This is a genomic window from Desulfocapsa sulfexigens DSM 10523, from assembly GCF_000341395.1.
GTDB lineage: Bacteria > Desulfobacterota > Desulfobulbia > Desulfobulbales > Desulfocapsaceae > Desulfocapsa > Desulfocapsa sulfexigens.
On record NC_020304.1, the window covers coordinates 182116 to 201025 of the forward strand.

Genomic DNA, 18910 nt, shown 5'->3' on the forward strand with positions numbered 1-18910 from the left:
GAGCATGACTCTGATATGACCACTCTATCTGATCCATGGTCTTTTTTCGATCAAATCTATTGTATCTCAATAGATACCCGGTATGACCGAAGAACAGAAGCCAAAAATCACTTTTCCGAGGCGGGTCTCCTGGATCGGGTGGAATTTATTCTGGTCACAAAACATCCGAACAACCCGGAAAAAGGCATTTTTGAATCTCATATGAACTGCCTAAAAAAAGGCCTGGAGGCAGGAGCCAAAAATATACTGGTCTTTGAAGACGATGTCTTCTTTCAAAACTATCATCCGGAAAAGCTCACTGATGCCGTACGTTTTTTAAAAAACAAGAAGAACTGGAACGGCTTTTTTCTTGGTGCAATCATCGGTAAAATAATGCAGACGGAGGTGCAATCCGTGGTAAAAATTCAGTATAGTTGCCTCGCCCATGCCTATGCACTTAACCGTTCCTTTGCAAGAGAATTTGTTCAGGAACCATGGAACAACCTCCCCTATGACAATCTGTTAAAAAAAAGGGGCAAAGAGTTTTATGCACTTTCGCCCATGATAGCATTCCAGGGCAGGGCCAGCAGTGACAACAAAACTGTTTTTCTGGATAGAATGCGCCGCGCTTTTGGCGGCCTGCCTTTTATTCAACGGGTCAGTGAATTCTACCAATATCATAAGCGTATCCTTGTCTACAGCCATGTTATTCTAGCATTTCTACTCCTCACCCTGCTTGGCATCCTTCTCTAGACACCTGCCCGAATTGCTACAACTCTCTTAAAATCTCCTGATACTCTGAACAAAATATGTTTTTAAATACAGGGGAAACTGGTATAAAATAAATCGCTGGAGAGAGTAATATCATTAAGGTTTGAGTCTTTTCTCAGGGGCACCATGCCAATCACATTAAATAGTAAAAAAACAGACATTCTCCTCATGATACTCCTCGTCACTATTCTGTCTGTTTTTATTGTTTTCTGGGAAAGGCAGATTTTAGTCCAAGATCGGAACAATCTAAAGGATAATGCCCAGGTTATTGCAAGTTCTTTATGGAATTTGGATTCCTCTGAGCCCAGAGCCTACCTCGAACTTGCAGCAAAACTCCAAAATCTTGAGCATATTGCCGTTTTTACTGCCTTCAACGAAGTCTTCGTAGAGATGAGCGGCCCAAAACCCGGTTTTATGGATATAGCCCTGGAATCCACTGGCCTGATTCCAAAAATCAAGCTGGAAAGCAAAGTGTTATACCGGGGTAACGTGATCGGGCGAATTGAGGCGGTCCATCGCCATAGCACCATCTATCTCTACTTCAACATTTTCATTATGATGGGGCTCGTGCTTTTAGCCTCACGACTGTACCTGCGTGTTATGGAGGCTAGAAAGGCCCTTGAACTCAGAGTGGAAGAAAGGACGTCTGATCTGGTCTCGGCAAAAAAGGCTCTTGCAGAAGAAAAGGAGCAATTGTCAGTCACCCTGCGCAGTATCGGTGATGGGGTCATTACTACAGACATAAACGGCACTATTGTTTTGATCAATAAGGTTGCCGAGGAATTCACCGGCTGGAGCCATGAAGAGGCTACCGGGAAACCATTGAGCGAGATTTTTCATATCATAAACGAAGAAACCAGAAAACAATGTGACAACCCGGCAGACAAAGTATTGAAAAGTGGGGGGAACATAACTCTTGCCAATCATACCGTTCTAATATCAAGGGATGGTTCAGAGCGCAGCATTGCTGACAGTGGGGCACCCATCAGAAATCAGCACAGTGAAATTATAGGTGTTGTTCTTGTCTTTCGCGATGTAACCGAAAAATTAAAAAGTGAGCAGGAACTGGCAAATATCGAAAAACTTAAGTCTGTGGGCTTGCTGGCGGGTGGCATTGCTCACGATTTTAACAATATTCTGGTTGCCATCCTTGGAAATATCAATCTGGCCCTGCAACACACAAAAATTGACAATGAGGCTCATTCCCTGTTGCAAAAGGCTGAAAAGGCCTCACTTCGGGCCAGAGATCTCACCCAGCAACTGCTGACCTTTGCAAAAGGCGGAGAGCCGGTCAAAGAGCTGTCATTAATTCAGGAAGTCATCGAGGAATCGTCAAGCTTTGTCTTACGGGGAAGTAATGTCCGCTGTGAGTACACATGGGATACGGATTTATATGCTGTTAACGTTGACCAGGGACAGATTTCACAAGTTATTCAGAATGTGGTCATTAACGCTAATCAAGCCATGCCTGAAGGGGGAATTATTCACGTTAGGGGTGTTAACGTCAGTCATGATGAGGCTTTGAACCTGGACCTGCCTCCTCAGGAGTATATCAAAATAACCATTGCTGATAACGGTCCCGGTATAAAAAAAGATCAACTGGATAAAATATTTGACCCCTATTTCACCACAAAAAAAACAGGGAGTGGATTAGGCCTTGCTGTCAGCCACTCTATCATCGTCAAGCATGAAGGACGTATGATAGCAGAATCTGAGCCGGACAAAGGAAGCACCTTTACAATCTACCTTCCGGCAGAGAAAATTCACATTCCACATCCAGTTCCTGCAACTCCAATAAAAGATCAAAAAAAGTTGAATGGTCATGGTCAAATCCGAATAATGATTATGGATGATGACGAGATGGTGCAATTAGTATCAAAAGATATGTTAAACCACCTCGGTTATGACGTAGTACTGGCCAATCATGGTGAGGAAGCCATCGCCCTTTTTGAAGAAAGTATGGAAAACAACGCCCCCATTGACCTGATCATTATGGATTTAACAATTCCAGGGGCTATGGGAGGACAGGAGGCGGTTGGAAAAATTCATGCTATCGATCCTCATGCTAAGGTCATCGTCTCCAGTGGCTATTCCAATGACCCTATCATGACTAACTATAAAGCGTATGGGTTTCTGGCCACTGTTACAAAACCCTTCCAGCTTCAGGATCTGAAGAATGTGGTGCGCCGCCTTCTATAGGATATTGTTCGTTTTCATTTCAGGCAGTTCTGCCTACTCTCTGCATTCCCGGGAAGAGTAACTGCTAAAACTTCACATCATCATGATGTTTGTTGTATTTCTCTGCCAGATCCATACGTTGCCGAGAAAAAAACGCATAATATGGTATAGCTGGAACAGGGGCATCCAGGACATCTATGCTGTCTCCAAGACCTAATTTCTTAATTGACTCCATAATTCCTGTTCGCCCTGGATAAATAAAACCATCAAGCTCTCCGTCAGCTAACTTTGACAGGGAAAAATTGACTAAATCCCTATCCTTGATCATGGCCAGACGTAACTGCGGAAATTCCTTTGCAATATTGTGAGCAAGTCTGTGCCCGTGTATAACCCCTATTTTCGCCAAAGGCTCCAGGTCAGCCCATGTTTCAATTTTTTGAATATTGACGTCCTTTCTCAGGCAAACAACGGGTTTTTTCAAGAAAATAGGTTTCGCTGGGAAGATCCCAATCATTTCCCGTTCTGTATTTTTTGATGCGACAGATATGGCATCTATATTATGATTTTTTATATACATAATGAGTCTGGCCGGGGGAATTGGTCCAATCCATTTTATGGAGACACCCATCCGTTTAGCTATTTTTTGCCAATATTCAACCAATGCTCCGGTCGGCTTCCCAGAATCCTCATTCATTTCTATCAAGCCACTCAACTGACTAAACCCCACTTTCATCTCTTCTGCCAACAGGGGTGATTGGAACAGAACAAGACAAAGCAGTGAGAAGAAAAAAGTGTGTATTTTTTTCATAGTAAGAACCAGTACTGTTTTATAAACTCAGAAACTTGAGTTGTTAATGAATAGCCTCTATTTGATACTTTCTGACACCCCATATTTTCCCTGGCAAAGGGAAACAAATTCCAATACGTTGCAATGCTTTCTCGTTCATTTAATCACAAATCAACTGTTATTGACAGAAATTCTCCAGGAAATTAAGCAGTAGATACTCATCACAGGACAAGACAAAATCCAGGTAACCTGACTCTGCTTTACCCTTTTTTAATACCTATCACCGATAACGAAAGCAGCATCACTTCCATAATTTCTATTGATTTTTTTTACTACAACGTAGGAAAGTGCAAAAATTCCTCGTCAAAATTTCACTGTTCATGGTAGCTTGAAGCATTTAAATTTACAGGAAACTTCAATATAATAGAGTAATAATATTTACAGATAACCCCTCCTCTCAAAGCACACTCCGGAATACCGGATACAACAGGTAAAATTGTTTAACTATCGTCTCCTCACAGTTGTTTTCATTATGATATTCGGTGTTACCGTGACAGCCTTCCTGCGTCTGGATATCGATACGGATATCGTACGCTCTCTGCCATCCGGGCAAACGGTTATCAGCGATGCTCTGGAGATTTTCACCAGTCATCCCATTCATGACCAGATTGCCATTGATATCAGTGTAGAAAGCGACAACAGAGATATCCTTGTTGACTGTGGCAAATACATAGAGGAGGGGCTCCGATCAAGCAATCTCTTTGCTGAAGTGGGAACCGACGCAATCACGACTCTTATTCCTGAGCTTGCCCTCCATGTAGCTGGCAATCTGCCCATCCTCTTTTCTTCACAGGAACTGGAGCAAATGATAGCTCCCCGACTTGAAAAAAGATTTATTGGACAACGCTTTGAAGATATCCTCCTCAAACTGAGTAGTCTTGAAGGTATAGGACAGAGTCAGTTATTACAATCCGATCCTCTGGGCTTTATGGAACCGATAATGGCGAAGATGGCAATGCTCACGCCACTCCCAGGTACCTCGATATACAAGGGCTTTGTATTTTCCCCGGACAGGCGTCATCTTCTGGTAACAGCACGTCCGGGCAGTGCCGGGAGTAACACGGCCTCGGCCAGACAGATTGCAGAGCTTCTGGATGATCTCAGCACAGGGCTGACTAATAAATACAGTTCCAGTGGTATTACACCAATCCTCACTCCCGTAGGAGCATACCGGGCAGCGCTGGACAACGAATCTATCATCCGCCATGATGTGAACCTGGCCCTGGCTCTCTCGATGGCGGGTATCGGACTGTTGCTCTTTGTTGCCTTTCCCCGTCCCCTGCTGGGCCTTTTCTCCCTGCTGCCAGCCCTTGCCGGAACAGCGTCAGCCCTGTGTATTTTTTCATTGTTTCATCAATCAATCTCCATCATGGTACTCGGTTTTGGAGGGGCTATTATTTCCATCACCGTGGATCATGGTATTGCCTATCTGCTCTTTCTTGACCGTCCTCAAGAAACAAAAGGAAAAGAGGCATCGAGCGAAGTTCGGGCAATCGGGATACTGGCGGTTCTCACCACATGTGGAGCTTTTCTCACCCTCAGTTTCAGCGGCTTTCCAATCTTCGTCCAGCTTGGGCAATTCACGGCCATGGGGGTACTCCTCTCCTTTCTTTTCGTCCATTTTATCTTCCCCCGCATAACCCCTTCCATGGCTGCAGCCAGCAGACAGAATCTTCCTCTACGGCGATTTGTCGATACGCTGTACAGCACTGGACGCCCCGGAGCAATTGCTGCAACCCTTCTCGCGGCCTCACTACTCTTTTTTGCACGCCCCGACTTCAATGTAAGCCTTGAAAGCATGAACACCGTAAGCAGCGAAACCCGTGCGGCAGACAGTCTTTTCTCCATGGTATGGGGGGATATGGGCACAAAAGTTGTACTTATGACCAGAGGAGAGGCCGCAGAAATCCAACGGAAAAACGATAGAATTCTAATGCAGATTGAGTCGAACATGGCATCTGGAACAATCAGCTCCGCCTTTGTCCCATCCATGATCTTTCCAGGGCCGGAACTTGCCGCTCGTAATTTTGATGCCTGGAAGAAATTCTGGACGAAGGAGCGCCATGAAAATCTGCAGGAGAGTTTGAGCTCAAATGGCAAGTCTCTTGGCTTTGCAGAGGATGCTTTTGCTCACTTTCTCCGCCTTACTGGGAATCCGCAAAAAATTTCCAGCACAGAGATTCCTCAAAAATTTTACAAGCTCCTGGGGCTCTCAAAGAAGGATAGCCAGCTGACCCAGTTTATTACCATCACTCCCGGGACAAACTATAACAGTGACGATTTTTACAGCCTCTATGGCCGGGAAGGTAAACTCTTTGACGGTCCCTACTTCTCTGAACAACTGGCAAAAATTCTCTTTCACAGCTTTACCACAATGCTTGCAATCATAGCCATCAGCATTGTGGTTCTACTCCTCTTCTTCTTTGCCAGCTGGCAGCTGACACTTATCACGCTTATCCCTCCGCTTTTTTCCTATATCTGCACTCTCGGTACCATGAAACTGATCGGCCATTCCCTCGACATTCCAGGGCTGATGCTTTCCATCGTTATTCTTGGCATGGGGATAGACTATTCAATTTTCTTTGTCCGGGCCCATCAGCGCTACCGCGTTCCAGATCATCCATCATTCAGTCTTGTGCGCATGGCCGTTTTTATGGCAGGTGCATCCACTGTGATCGGATTCGGGGTTCTCTGTCTCGCTGAACATTCACTCCTTCGATCCATCGGGGTCACATCACTCCTGGGCATCGGCTACTCACTCCTTGGTGCATTCCTCCTGCTGCCACCTCTCCTTCAATTCTATTTTTCAAAGCAGAAAGGAAGCAGTCCTCCCGAGCTGTCTCTTAGTAAACGGGTACGAAACAGATACCGCCTGATGGAGGCTTATCCTCGGATGTTTGCCCGCTTCAAGCTGCAGTCAGACCCGATGTTTACAGACCTGCCGCAACTCCTTGCAGCTGATCGTGACAGCGTAAAAACCATTCTTGATATAGGCTGTGGATACGGTGTTCCCGGCTGCTGGTGTCTGGAATATTTCCCGGAGTCCAGAGTTTTCGGTCTTGATCCTGATGGTGAACGGGTCCGGGTGGCGGCACTCGCCATGGGAGAGCAGGGAGAGATTTTAGAGGATATGGCACCGGATCTGCCCATCGTACCCAACCCGCCGGATCTGATTCTGCTGCTTGACATGCTTCACTATCTTGACGATAAAAGCATACTGATACTTTTTCAAAAATGTTTCCAAATGCTTAATGACCAGGGCCTGCTCGTAACACGCTTTGTCATCAGACCGAATGGTGTCCCATCATGGTCATGGAAGCTCGAAGACCGTCGCGTCCGTTTTTCTGGAGGAGAGGCACATTACCGTACAGCACAGAGGATGGCTCATCTTCTGGAAAAAACAGGATTCAGGATAGAAACAAAAAAAACAACAGAAACAAATGCAGAACTCATCTGGCTCATTGGCCGTACCCATAAATAAAATGACAGAGATAAAAAGAACTATTTGCCCACTCGACTGCCCGGACAGTTGCGGAATTGACGCTACGGTTAAAAACGGAAGGATCGTTAAGCTTAACGGCGCCAAGGATCATCCGATCACTGCCGGTTTTATCTGTCGTAAGATGCAGCGCTATCACCACCGGATCCACTCCGAACAACGGATTCTCTACCCTCAGAAAAGAATCGGCCAGAAGGGCAAAGGACAGTTTACAAGAATCAGCTGGGAGGAGGCCTGGGAGATTCTGGTCAACCGACTGACGGCAATACAAAGCGAATATGGCGGAGAGGCATTACTGCCTTATTCCTACGCCGGGAATATGGGGCTGATTAACCGCTGGGCAGGATATCCGTTTTTTCACCGCTTTGGCGCCTCTCAACTGGATCACACAATCTGTTCCGCTGCAGCAGAAGCCGGATGGAACAGACACTGCGACGGCATCTCGGGAAGCCCTCCGGAAACAGTCGTAGATGCCGACCTGGTGATTATCTGGGGAATAAATCTCAAGGTCACCAATGTCCACTGCTGGCCATTTATCCAGAAGGCCCTTCGCAGGGGAGCAAAACTTGTCGTCGTCGATCCCTACAGAACCGCCACCGCCCACGCTGCAGATTACTATTTCCCTGTAACACCTGGGGGTGACACGGCCCTGGCTCTTGGTGCTGTAAAACAGCTCCTTGAAAACAATGGAATTGATTCCAGTTTTATCCAATCGGAAACTGAAAATTTCCATGATCTTGTGGCCTACCTCAATACGATCTCATGGGAGACTATCTGCGACCAATCGGGACTTGACCGCGATACAATAGGACAATTCGCAAATTTGATCCAGGCGCACCCCAAAACATTCATCCGTATAGGGATAGGCCTAACGCGTAACAGCAGAGGTGCCATGTCCGTACAGGGGATAACCTGTCTTGCGGCGGTAAGGGGCCTCTTTGACGGCTCACCGGGAAAGGGCGTTTTATTATTCAGTCGGGGGTTCAGGGGGGACTCGGCAAGACTCACCTACCCCTCCCTTGCACCATTGCCAACCCGTAAGATAAACATGGTCCAGCTGGGAGAAGCTTTAACGGTGCTGCAGCCACCTGTTAAGGCATTGATGGTCTACTCCAGTAATCCGCTGAGCGTCGCTCCGGACGCCTCAATGGTGCGAAGAGGCTTGTCCCGTTCCGATCTCTTTTGCATCGTCCATGAACAGGTTATGACACCCACCGCCCGATATGCCGATCTGTTATTACCGGCAACAACTTCCTTTGAGAATAGTGATCTGTACGGATCCTATGGCCATTTCTACATGGGAAAAGTAGATCCTGTCCTACCGCCACAGGGAGAATCCATCAGTAACTTTGACCTCTTTCAGTCCCTGGCCCGGAGGATGGGATACACCGATGCACCCTTCAGGCAAACAATTGATGAACGTATCCTGGACTACCTCTCAACCATTGATGGTATCTCCGTCACCGACCCTGAAGCCGGTACCTGGATCCATTCCAGTTACGGAAAGTCAGGAGAATCACTGTTTGGCCGGGAGAAGAAAAAATTCCAGTTTGCACCACTCTCAGTCCTCAAGGAAAAGAATGTTGCACGATTATTAGCAGCAACGGAGGCTGAGGATCCCGATCTCAGATCACGCTACCCGTTTTTATTGATCACACCGCCTAATACGAATTTGCTGAACAGTACATTCGGAGAGCAATATCCCGGAGAAACCGGCACGGTTCTGATTCATCCCGATGATGCAGGAATACATGGTGTTAGCAACGGCAAGAAACTTACCCTCTCCAATGGACGCGGCGAAGTTACCAGAATCGCGGCAATAAGCAGAGACACTCAGTCAGGACTGCTGGTCGCAGAGGGAATTTATTGGGAATCCGAAAGTGTAACGGGTGGAATTAATGATTTAACATCCCAGAAACTGACGGATAGTGGCGGTGGTGGAATATTTCATGAATCCCGTGTTTCCCTCCGCACAGATACCAACACATGAAAAAAACATCCAACAGGTTCCTGTTCTCCCAGGCGGATAAACTGGCGCTACTTGCCTTTCTTATCACAATTCCACTCCTTGCAATGGGAAGTGCACTAGCCCCAACACCTCTTATTCTCTACCTCCTGCTCTGTGTATCTGCCCCATTTTTCCCGCAATGGGGTTTTTTTCTTCCTATAATAAGCAGGAGTATCAGCGGAAGCAGAGCGGTTGCCCTCACCTTCGACGATGGCCCCTCACCGGTAACCACTCCAATCATTTTAGATTTACTAAAAGAATATGACTTCAAGGCCACCTTTTTTGTAATTGGAAAAAAGGCCGAGAGATATCCAGAGCAGATAAAAGCTATTCTTGCAGCAGGTCACACCATTGGAAACCACTCATGGCAGCATGACAATCTGCTGATGCTGAGAACAAAAAAACGACTGGGAGAGGATATCAGGAAAACCCAGGAAATTCTAAAAACCTATGGCATCCACCCTCTGCTCTTCAGACCGCCTGCAGGAGCCACAAATCCTCGACTCCAATCGGTACTGCTTACCGAAGGCCTCCAAACCGTCACCTTCAGCTGTCGTCCTTTCGATCGTGGAAACAGGAAAATCACCAATCTTGCCGAACGCATCAGCAGCAAACTTAAACCCGGCGACATTATCCTTCTTCATGATCTTGAGCCGCAAAATGCTGAGCTGACAGACACCTGGGAAAAGGAACTCAATATCCTGTTTTCCTATCTCAAAAAGAGCATTTATAAAGTAGAACCACTTGCAAAACTTATTCATTCGGAGGTAATGCTTGGCATTCCCCCTGCGAGTAGAAAGAGAAAAAAATAAGGACCAGGAAGGAGAAAGGACTGTTTTTTTAGCAGACAAGCATCAAACCAATTATAACTGCCCTATATTTTTTTGAAAAAAGCCCTGCCACAGGGTTTCCCGTCGAGATAGACAGCCTCAAGGCAGGAAAGTTTTCTGGGAAGCATTGCAGGTGTTGCCCGGGCAACTATAAAGTGGGCAGGCCTCCCCTTGGCAATAGGTCCGATCTCGTCAATGCCAAGGAGTTGGGTACCGTTGCCGGAAGCGGACTGTATTGCTTCAACCAGGGAATACCCAGCACTTATAAGAAGTCTTATCTCTTCGACAACGGACTCTCCGTGGATAACACCACGGCAGCCGGCATCTGTCCCAAGAGCAATTTTCACTCCGTATTGATGCGCCCTGCCTATCTGTTCCAACTGGTGATTCAGAGTTTTCACGATTACATCTTTTTTGCATCGTCCATCATCGAGTAAGTCCCAGTTATCAAGAATAGCTTTCATGGTGATGGCTGTTGGCACCCAGGTGATTTCCTTCTCAGCCATTCGCTTCAGGTTTTCCTCCCCCATGAAAAAACCGTGTTCAAGAGAATCACAGCCGCCATCCAATGCTATACGGACGGGCTCCCGGCCATTGGCGTGAACCATCAGTTTCTTCCCCTTCTCTCTGGTAATGGCCGCTATCTGCTGTATCTCTTCTACGGAAAACTGGGGTTCTGTTTCACGGGCGAATTCCGTGAAACTGTTCAGGCCGGAGTTGATCATTTTTATATGATCAACGGAATCTATCCTTCTAGCCACCGCAGTTCCAATGCTCTCTCCTTCTCCAGAATGGTCCCCGATAAAAGCGCCATAGCGGCCATCCCGATACCACGCCGGGCCGGGACTCTTCACTATCACCGGAACCCGTGTGTCGCCTCCCTCGGTTTCCTCTGTATACCGCAGAACATCTCCATTAGAATCACCGCCATCGCGTACTGCCAGCACACCGTGTAAAAAAAGATAATGCAAATGATCTTGAATGGATATGCGGCGATCCCGGTAGCCGGCTGTCAGCTGTCGTTGTCTCTTTCTCAAGTCAGTGGAACCCGACATGGCAAGATGGACATGGCAATCAACCAGAGGAGGCAGGATGGTACAATGAGACAGATCGGTGATCAGGGGTGAATCGGGATGGTCACTGTCGCTAAAGTCATCAATCTCCACAAGAATGGAATCCTTCACCGTCACCAAAACATTTTCTCGAACCGGTCCACCACTGCCGTCAATCATCCAGCCGGCTTTAACATAGTGAATCCCTCCGGACATATCAGAGAATTTTTTGTCCAATCAGGTTTTCACCACGCCCGAGTTTAGCACCAAAATCATCTGCCAGTTGAAAATGGCCCTCATTGGGTCCAGACGAGCCAGGTAACTGAACCGGAGCGTCAACCCCTCCAAGCCAGCGCATTCCAAGAAACTGAGCTGTGGCTTCAAGCGCCATCTGCACATTACGGGAACTATGCATGATATTCAGCCCTGAATGAGTGGATGCAACCGCCAACCCCTTACCGGCAAGATCCGACGAAAAGTCCGGATTTAAGGTATCCGACCAGCGATCGAGAAAAGTCTTCAGTTTACCGGAAAGTTGATACCAGTAAATGGGAGTGGCCAGCAGGATGATATCTGCACTCAATAACTTTTCTTTGAGCACCCCCATATCATCATCTCCCGCCTTGCTGAAATCATTTTGTAGAGCATCTCCAAAATAGTTCAGCCAGACATCCGTCACTGTATAATCATAAATATGCACCAGTTCCGTTGCCGCCCCCTGCTGTTCTGCTGCCCGAAGAACGCGATCCACCAGTGCCTTGCTGTTTCCATTTTTGTCTGGACTACCGTGTACTGAGAAGATTTTCATAGATTGCTCCTGTATCGGTTAAGGTGAGTAAACTAAAACTGCCACGATCAAAACATTGCCACAATGTGGTGATTAGTCAATGTTCTTTTTTTAAACTCCGTTCTTTGACGATTGGCCACAAAGGCTTGATGATACTTTATGACCATGGTATTTAAGATAATTCTCTGTCCGAACAATTAGCCTCCACTGGCCACTACGAACAAAAACATCTTGGACACCCTATGACGACAACACTCTACTGGCATGATTATGAAACCTGGGGTGCAGATCCCAGAAGAGACCGGCCTGCCCAATTTGCAGGCATCCGTACCGATATCAATTTAAATATTATCGGCAAACCGATGATGAACTACTGTAAACCTGCACTCGATATGCTTCCCCAGCCAGAAGCCTGTCTCATTACAGGGATCACACCCCAGACAGCCATGGAAGAAGGGCTCTGTGAAGCCGAATTCATGGCTGAGATTTATCATGAATTCATACAGCCAGGCACCTGTGGGGTTGGCTACAACAGCATTCGGTTTGATGATGAATTCACCCGCTACGGCCTCTATCGAAATTTTTACGACCCCTACGCCAGAGAATGGCGCAACGGGAATTCACGCTGGGACATCATTGATATGCTCCGCCTTACCCGTGCGCTTCGTCCGGAAGGCATTGAATGGCCGACCAATGAAGAGGGCGTCACCAGCTTTCGCCTTGAGGATTTAACACGGGCAAACAGTATCAGCCACGAAGGTGCCCATGATGCCCTTTCCGATGTCCACGCTACCATTGAGTTGGCACGGCTGATACGTACCCGTCAGCCGAAACTCTATAATTATCTCTTTGATATGCGGGACAAGCGCAAAGTCGGAAGCAACTTAAATATCCAGGAGCAACTGGTTGTTCTCCATGTTTCCTCCATGTATCCTGCAAAACAGGGCTGCATCTCCCCTGTTATTCCCCTGGCCGCACACCCAATAAACAAAAACGGTATAATCGTCTACGATCTGCGCCACGACCCGTCCCCCCTCCTCACCCTGGCAGTGGATGAAATCAAGAAACGTTTATTCACCAGAAGCGAAGATCTACCCGAGGGAGTGGAGCGTATCCCACTAAAAACCATCCATCTTAACAAAAGCCCGGTGGTGGTTCCAATGAGCACCCTGACCCCGGAAGCTGCAGAATGCTGGGGAATAAATCTTAAGAACATTGAAACACATGCAAAACAACTCAGAGGGCTGCCAGATCTGAGCAGAAAGCTGCAACAGGTTCACGGGGATCAGCAATTTCCTCCCATTACGGATCCTGATCAGAATCTCTATGGTGGGGGTTTTTTCTCCGACAGAGATCGGGCTCTGATGGAAGATATTCATGATATGTCGATAAACGATCTGGCCAAAACCCGTATGAAGTTTGAGGATCCCCGTCTTTCAGAGATGCTGTTCCGCTACCGCGCCCGAAACTGGCCCCACTCCCTTTCCCAGGAAGAACGTGTCCGATGGAACACGTTTCGTCACAACCGTGTTACCAATCCCGATGCCGACTGCGGAATCACCCTTTCAGAATACCGTAAACAACTGGCCAAAAAGGTGATGCAACCCGATGTAAAGGAGCGTGAGCGAAAAATTATTTCAGCTCTGGCTGACTGGCCGACACTGCTTGGACTCTCGTAAGAATTCCCACCTCAATCCGGGTCTGGGATATTCCTTAAAGGTGACCAAGCAGGGTATAAATCATCTGCTGCCCCTTCCCCTTCATCTCAACCTCTTTTCCATTACTCAGGAGGAAACTGTCCTTCAGCAGTTCATAGCTTGCACTGGAGACATTTATCTGCAAAGGCTGAGCAGATTTTTCTACTCGGGCAGCGATATTAACAGTATCACCAAAAATATCGTAGAGGTACTTCTCTGTTCCGACAACTCCGCCCACCAATGGGCCGCTACTGATGCCGACACGAATCTCCCAGGAAATGCCAACCCTCCGGTTTCGTTCCTTAAGAAACTCAACCATTTTCAGCGCCGCCCTGGCAACATTCACCGCATGATCCGGATCCGGCGTGGGTACCCCGCTCACAAAAAGATAGGCGTCCCCTATGGTCTTCATCCGCTCACAATTTCCAGCATGGGTAATCTTATCAAAAGCAGTGAAAATTTCATTGAGTTCACGAATAATCACCCCCGGGGAAAGCTCCGATGAAGCTGAGGTAAAATCAACAATATCAGCAAAACAGACCGTGGTATCGGTGAAGAGTTGTGGGGCGTAGCCTCCCGTGGCTAAAAGTTCCTGCACAACAGATTCCGGAAGGACATGTCCCAGCAAACGCTCTGTTTTCAGTTTCTCAACAATCAGCTGCTGATTTTTTTCCTCAAGTTCATCCTGAAGATGTTGAATTCTAAGATGTGTGCGAACCCTGAGCAACACCTCCGAGGGCTGAAAGGGCTTGGTAATATAGTCGATCCCTCCCGCCTCAAACCCTTCGACCTTATCCCTGGGAGAGTCAAGAGTACTGATAAAAATGATAGGAATATTCTTTGTACGATGATCTCCCTTCAACTGCCTGCAGACCTTATACCCATCAATCTCCGGCAGAATAATATCGAGCAAAATGAGATCGGGTAGATATTCCTGGGCGTGCTCAATTCCAATTTCACCAGAATCAGCTGTGAGAACGGTATAATCCTGTTTTTCAAGGAGCTTGGCCAAAAGCCTCTGCATAACAGGAGAATCTTCGACAATCAGTATGGTTTTCAGCATACAGTTACGTTCAGGAAAGTTAACGTTAGACTGTCCATCATCGATGCACAGAAAATCACTATTTCACCATTAACAGTATCAGGGAAACACTAGAAATACCACTATTTGCAGACAATTTTTTCTCACTTTTATCTTCAGCTTCAGAAATGGAGCAGCAAGAAAAGCGCTTAACCAACCACAACAACTAAAATAATATTTTTTTTACTGAACACAGAGTACAAACAAGCCAATTCCAGACCTGCAGGAAAATGTCGCTTGGCGCAGAGGCAAATTAATGCTTTAATGGGGTATAGTAGTTGTTTGTCAGGAACTATACATTTACCAGGAAATAATTCCACCATATGAAACTGCTCCTCCTCCAGGTTCTCTTTTTCGTAAAAAACGAAAAGGCGAAGAAAAACGTTTATCTTCTGACCCGTTTCCTCTTTTTTCTCACTTTTATCATTTCTCTGTACAGCGTCCTTTTCCACCTTATCATGCTTTATGAAGGAAGGGATTTCAGCTGGATTACCGGTTTTTACTGGACGCTCACGGTCATGTCCACCCTGGGTTTTGGTGACATTACCTTCTCCACCGATCTTGGGCTTCTCTTTACCCTCCTTGTTCTGATATCAGGAGTTATCCTGCTCCTGATCATGCTGCCATTCACCTTCATTCAATTCTTCTGGGCACCCTGGCTTGAGGCTCAGAATGAAACGCGTATTCCACGGATCCTGCCAAAAGAAACAAAAGAGCATGTCATCATACCGACCTTTGATGCTCTCACCAGAAACCTTGTGGAAAAGCTCAGGAAACATCTCTATGACTATTGTTTTGTTACCGCTGATCAACAACTGGCCCATGAGATACAGGACAGCGGATACAACGTTATTTTTGGAGAAATCGACGACCCGCAGACCTATGATAATATAAATGCCGACCAGGCTGCACTGGTAGTAACCACTGCCGACGACCTGATGAATACAAATATCTCATTTACTGTACGAGAAGTCAGCAGTAAAGTCCCCATAGCCTGTAGCGCCGACCAGGAACACTCCCTGGATATCCTTAATTATCCTGGCAACATCCATGTGTTTCTGTTTATGAAGATGCTTGGCATCAATATGGCCGAAAAAACCATGCCCGTTGCAGGTACTCATATAATCGGCAGGTTTGAGGAACTGCGTGTTGGAGAGATCCCCGTCAGAGACACAGCCCTTGTCGGAAAAACGCTCGCCGAATCCCGACTCAGGAACGATCTTGGGATAACGGTTATCGGTATCCTGGAAAAGGGCAAGATATTGACTCCCGATCCCCAGGCAAAACTCTCTGTGACCAATATTCTCATCATTGCCGGGAGTGCCACAGAACTGGAAAATGCGGGAAAATATCTCGTGACACCACCCTCACAGCCACTCCCCAGACCAACCGTCCTTATCCTTGGTGGCGGCAGAGTTGGCGAAGCAGCTGCCGGATATTTAGAGGCAAAGAATGTCCCCTATATCATAATTGAGAAACGGCAAAACGTGGGAACAAATCACGATCATCACATCCATGGTGATGCGGCCGATATCAACACATTGCAAGAAGCTGGCATCGACAAGGCATCGTCTGTAATCATCACCACCCATAATGATGCCATGAACATCTATCTCGCCTTTTACTGTCGGCAACTCAGGCCTGATATTCAAATTATAAGCCGGGCTGGTGAAGAACGTACCGTATCCAAACTCTTCCGGGCGGGTGCAGACCTCGTGGATTCTTTCGCATCAATGGGAGCTACTGCCATAATGAACATCCTCCACCCGACTGATACTTCCTTCTTTTCGGACGCGCTCAATGTCTTTCTAGTACCAACCCCTGAAGCATTTATAGGAAAGACATTGACCGAGCTCCGGATGCGGGAAAAAACGAGCTGCAGTCTGCTGGCGGTAAAAAACGAAGGATCATTCATGACAAATCCCGATCCGACAACAATTTTTGACGACAGTTACGAATTAATCCTGGCAGGATCAATTGAAGCAGAAGAACAGTTCCGCCGGGAATATCTGAAAAAATAAATGGAGCCGTAATATTTGGCTGAACACAACTGATGACAGCAGACGAAGAAAAAAGAGAGCTACAACTCCTTAATATTAAGAAGAAGCTGTCTCTTTATTTCCCCGAAGACAGCTATTCTTTCACGAAACAGGCCATTGAAGACGGGATAGCTTCGGGCGAATTTATGACCACTGTTGCGGATATCCTGCCCTATGTCCAGACAGCACTGTTTGACAATAAAATTCTCGAGGTGGAAATTGACGGCACCACCAGAATATATTTCAGCAGGATCCACGATGATACCCCAGATCCGGAAGAGGTGGTGAACGAATTGGGGGAAGTAGAACTGCAACAGCTTGATTATGTGGCAGGAGACTACCTGAAATTATTAAACCATATCATTTGCCTGCCTCTCGAACCTGGCATGGGAAACCTTCATATTCGTAATTCCCAAAGAGTGATGATTCGTTTTTTCACAACCACCAGCGCCATCGAACTCGGAACATTTTTTCAGGATCTGGCACTCGTTCAGGATCTCCCTGTTCTACGCCTCTCTTTTCCGGTAATTGGCAGACAAGTTCAGGGAGCAAGAGCTTTTCGGGCCAAGGTGCCTGCGAGCATGGGATTTACCCTTCTTGTCAAGGGGAAGAAGAAACACCGTCCCGATATAAAAACGGTCCCCATCGATATCAGTAGTGAAGGACTCTCCTTTGAGGTTCAAAAAGAAGAACAGCTACTGTTCCGCGAAGACGAGATCTGTAATATTCGGTTTTTCCTCCTCGGCGATATGCATGTGAAGGTCAATGCGACCATTCGCCATATCTCCAAGATTCGCAATAAAAAAGGTATCCAGTATTGCTGTGGCGTACAGTTTGACCTTTCCACCCGCTCTCTGGCTGCGTCCATAGAGGCGTTTGTTGCAACTGTGCAACGTGCCCATTTGAAAGAACTTTCGGAAAAATCTGAAGAAAGCGGTATTACCCTTATTCGTTAGTACTACGGAGCCAGCCGCTCCGCATTCCACCCCCCGCCATCGGCAGGTACATAGAGAAACCTGTCATGGAGGCGATTTTCCCGTCCCTGCCAGAACTCAACCGAGGATGGCACAACCCGATATCCTCCCCAGAATGATGGCAATGGAACATCGCCTCTGGAGAACTTATTTTTCATCTCCTGAAACTTTTGCATTAGAAGCTTACGTGATGAAATAATACTGCTCTGATTGGAGACCCAGGCAGCAATCTGCGAATCACGGGGCCTACTCATAAAGTATCTGGCCGATTCCGTGGTAGTGACAGGGCTTGCCGTACCCGCAATACTTATCTGCCGCTCCAGTTCAAGCCAGACAAAGTGAAGATTCACCCTGGGGTTCCCCTTAATCTCACGTGCTTTACGACTTTCTTTATTGGTAAAAAAAACAAATCCACCGTCATCGTAATACTTCAACAGGACAGTCCGCTGGCTGGGCTGCCCATCGGGACTCACGGTGGACAGGATCATGGCGTTGGGATCAGGGATATCGGTGTCTTTTGCCTGATTAAACCAGAGGTTAAACTGCTCGACAGGACTGGGAAGCAGATCACCGTGCTCCAGCCCGCCCTTTAAATATTCGTGACGAAAATGACTGATATCCACTTGTTCTCTTATCCCCGATTACCGTATCGTTCAAAACTTACTCGATCTTTTAAGAGCGAGGAATCGGGATGGCCATTGCTCTCTTTCTCCGGATAACCTATGGCAACGACAGCCTCAACCACCATTCCCTCCTTCAGGCCAAGGGTTTCGGCAACATAGGCTTCGGCACTTCTTTGATTGTCATGCTCACGCAAACGTATCTGTACCCAGCAACTGCCAAGCCCAAGATCCGTTGCCTCCAGATGCAGAAGCAATGTTGCGATGGAACAGTCCTCAACCCACACATCACACTTGTCGGGATCGGCACAGACAGCAATGGCAAGGGAGGCATTCTTCATAAATGCAGAACCGTGAACCTTTGCCTTTGCTAAAGCCTCAATGGTGTTTTTGTCCTGAACGACAATAAATTCCCAGGGATACAAGCTTCTCGACGATGGAGCCCGTAGCATGGCTTCGATAAGTAGATCCACCTTATCCTGTTCAATAGCCTTATCCTGAAACTGACGCACAGACCTGCGTTTTCTCAAAAGTTCAATAAACATATT

14 protein-coding genes are annotated in these 18910 nt (G+C 47.0%); 8 read left to right on the plus strand and 6 right to left on the minus strand.

Annotated elements, in window-relative coordinates:
* The first annotated feature begins 15 nt into the window (after positions 1 to 15).
* Positions 16 to 732 carry an LPS biosynthesis glycosyltransferase gene (locus UWK_RS00750; protein WP_015402434.1) on the plus strand — a complete coding sequence of 239 codons (717 nt, stop codon included), beginning with the start codon at positions 16 to 18 and terminating at the stop codon, positions 730 to 732.
* Positions 733 to 876: 144 nt separating this feature from the next.
* Positions 877 to 2949, plus strand: coding sequence for a hybrid sensor histidine kinase/response regulator (locus tag UWK_RS00755; RefSeq protein WP_015402435.1), 2073 nt, complete (start codon positions 877 to 879; stop codon positions 2947 to 2949).
* A gap of 64 nt (positions 2950 to 3013) precedes the next feature.
* On the opposite strand, the gene UWK_RS00760 is transcribed toward UWK_RS00755, so the two are convergent.
* A complete protein-coding gene (locus tag UWK_RS00760; protein ID WP_167320693.1) occupies positions 3014 to 3673 on the minus strand; it encodes a substrate-binding periplasmic protein in 660 nt (219 codons plus the stop codon).
* Between the two features lie 538 nt (positions 3674 to 4211).
* Between UWK_RS00760 and UWK_RS00765 the strand changes: the two genes are divergently transcribed.
* The 3 genes from UWK_RS00765 to UWK_RS00775 are packed head-to-tail and all read left to right on the plus strand — an operon-like array spanning position 4212 to position 10094.
* Positions 4212 to 7256, plus strand: a complete 3045-nt coding sequence (locus UWK_RS00765) for an MMPL family transporter (RefSeq protein ID WP_052326942.1) — start codon at positions 4212 to 4214, stop codon at positions 7254 to 7256.
* Positions 7216 to 9264 (plus strand): molybdopterin-dependent oxidoreductase, encoded by a 2049-nt coding sequence (locus tag UWK_RS19175; protein WP_015402438.1) that lies wholly within the window; start codon positions 7216 to 7218, stop codon positions 9262 to 9264. Before UWK_RS00765 ends, UWK_RS19175 begins: the two co-directional genes overlap by 41 nt.
* Positions 9261 to 10094, plus strand: a complete 834-nt coding sequence (locus UWK_RS00775; RefSeq protein WP_015402439.1) for a polysaccharide deacetylase family protein — start codon at positions 9261 to 9263, stop codon at positions 10092 to 10094. The genes UWK_RS19175 and UWK_RS00775 overlap by 4 nt, the downstream gene beginning before the upstream one ends.
* 62 nt (positions 10095 to 10156) lie before the next feature.
* Here the strand turns inward: UWK_RS00775 and UWK_RS00780 are convergent, their stop codons facing one another.
* Both UWK_RS00780 and UWK_RS18005 read right to left on the minus strand, forming a co-directional pair.
* Entirely contained in the window at positions 10157 to 11401 is a 1245-nt protein-coding gene (locus UWK_RS00780; RefSeq protein WP_153304782.1) for an amidohydrolase family protein, read from the minus strand.
* Complete coding sequence (locus tag UWK_RS18005) at positions 11382 to 11972, minus strand: flavodoxin family protein (protein WP_015402441.1); 591 nt, start codon at positions 11970 to 11972, stop codon at positions 11382 to 11384. The genes UWK_RS00780 and UWK_RS18005 overlap by 20 nt, the downstream gene beginning before the upstream one ends.
* Before the next feature lie 221 nt (positions 11973 to 12193).
* Here UWK_RS18005 and sbcB point away from each other — a divergent pair, with 221 nt between their 5' ends.
* Positions 12194 to 13630 carry an exodeoxyribonuclease I gene (gene sbcB, locus UWK_RS00790; protein ID WP_015402442.1) on the plus strand — a complete coding sequence of 479 codons (1437 nt, stop codon included), beginning with the start codon at positions 12194 to 12196 and terminating at the stop codon, positions 13628 to 13630.
* A 34-nt stretch (positions 13631 to 13664) separates the two neighbouring features.
* Here the strand turns inward: sbcB and UWK_RS00795 are convergent, their stop codons facing one another.
* On the minus strand, positions 13665 to 14711 hold the full coding sequence (locus UWK_RS00795; RefSeq protein ID WP_015402443.1) for an adenylate/guanylate cyclase domain-containing protein: 1047 nt from the start codon (positions 14709 to 14711) through the stop codon (positions 13665 to 13667).
* 341 nt (positions 14712 to 15052) lie between these two features.
* Between UWK_RS00795 and UWK_RS00800 the strand changes: the two genes are divergently transcribed.
* Positions 15053 to 16750 carry a potassium channel family protein gene (locus tag UWK_RS00800; protein ID WP_015402444.1) on the plus strand — a complete coding sequence of 566 codons (1698 nt, stop codon included), beginning with the start codon at positions 15053 to 15055 and terminating at the stop codon, positions 16748 to 16750.
* A 32-nt stretch (positions 16751 to 16782) separates the two neighbouring features.
* On the plus strand, positions 16783 to 17724 hold the full coding sequence (locus tag UWK_RS00805) for a PilZ domain-containing protein (RefSeq protein WP_015402445.1): 942 nt from the start codon (positions 16783 to 16785) through the stop codon (positions 17722 to 17724).
* Positions 17725 to 17726: 2 nt separating this feature from the next.
* Here UWK_RS00805 and pdxH read toward each other — a convergent pair whose 3' ends face one another.
* Positions 17727 to 18365 (minus strand): pyridoxamine 5'-phosphate oxidase, encoded by a 639-nt coding sequence (gene pdxH, locus UWK_RS00810; RefSeq protein WP_015402446.1) that lies wholly within the window; start codon positions 18363 to 18365, stop codon positions 17727 to 17729.
* A gap of 8 nt (positions 18366 to 18373) precedes the next feature.
* On the minus strand, positions 18374 to 18907 hold the full coding sequence (locus UWK_RS00815; RefSeq protein WP_015402447.1) for a nitroreductase family protein: 534 nt from the start codon (positions 18905 to 18907) through the stop codon (positions 18374 to 18376).
* Positions 18908 to 18910: the final 3 nt, after the last annotated feature.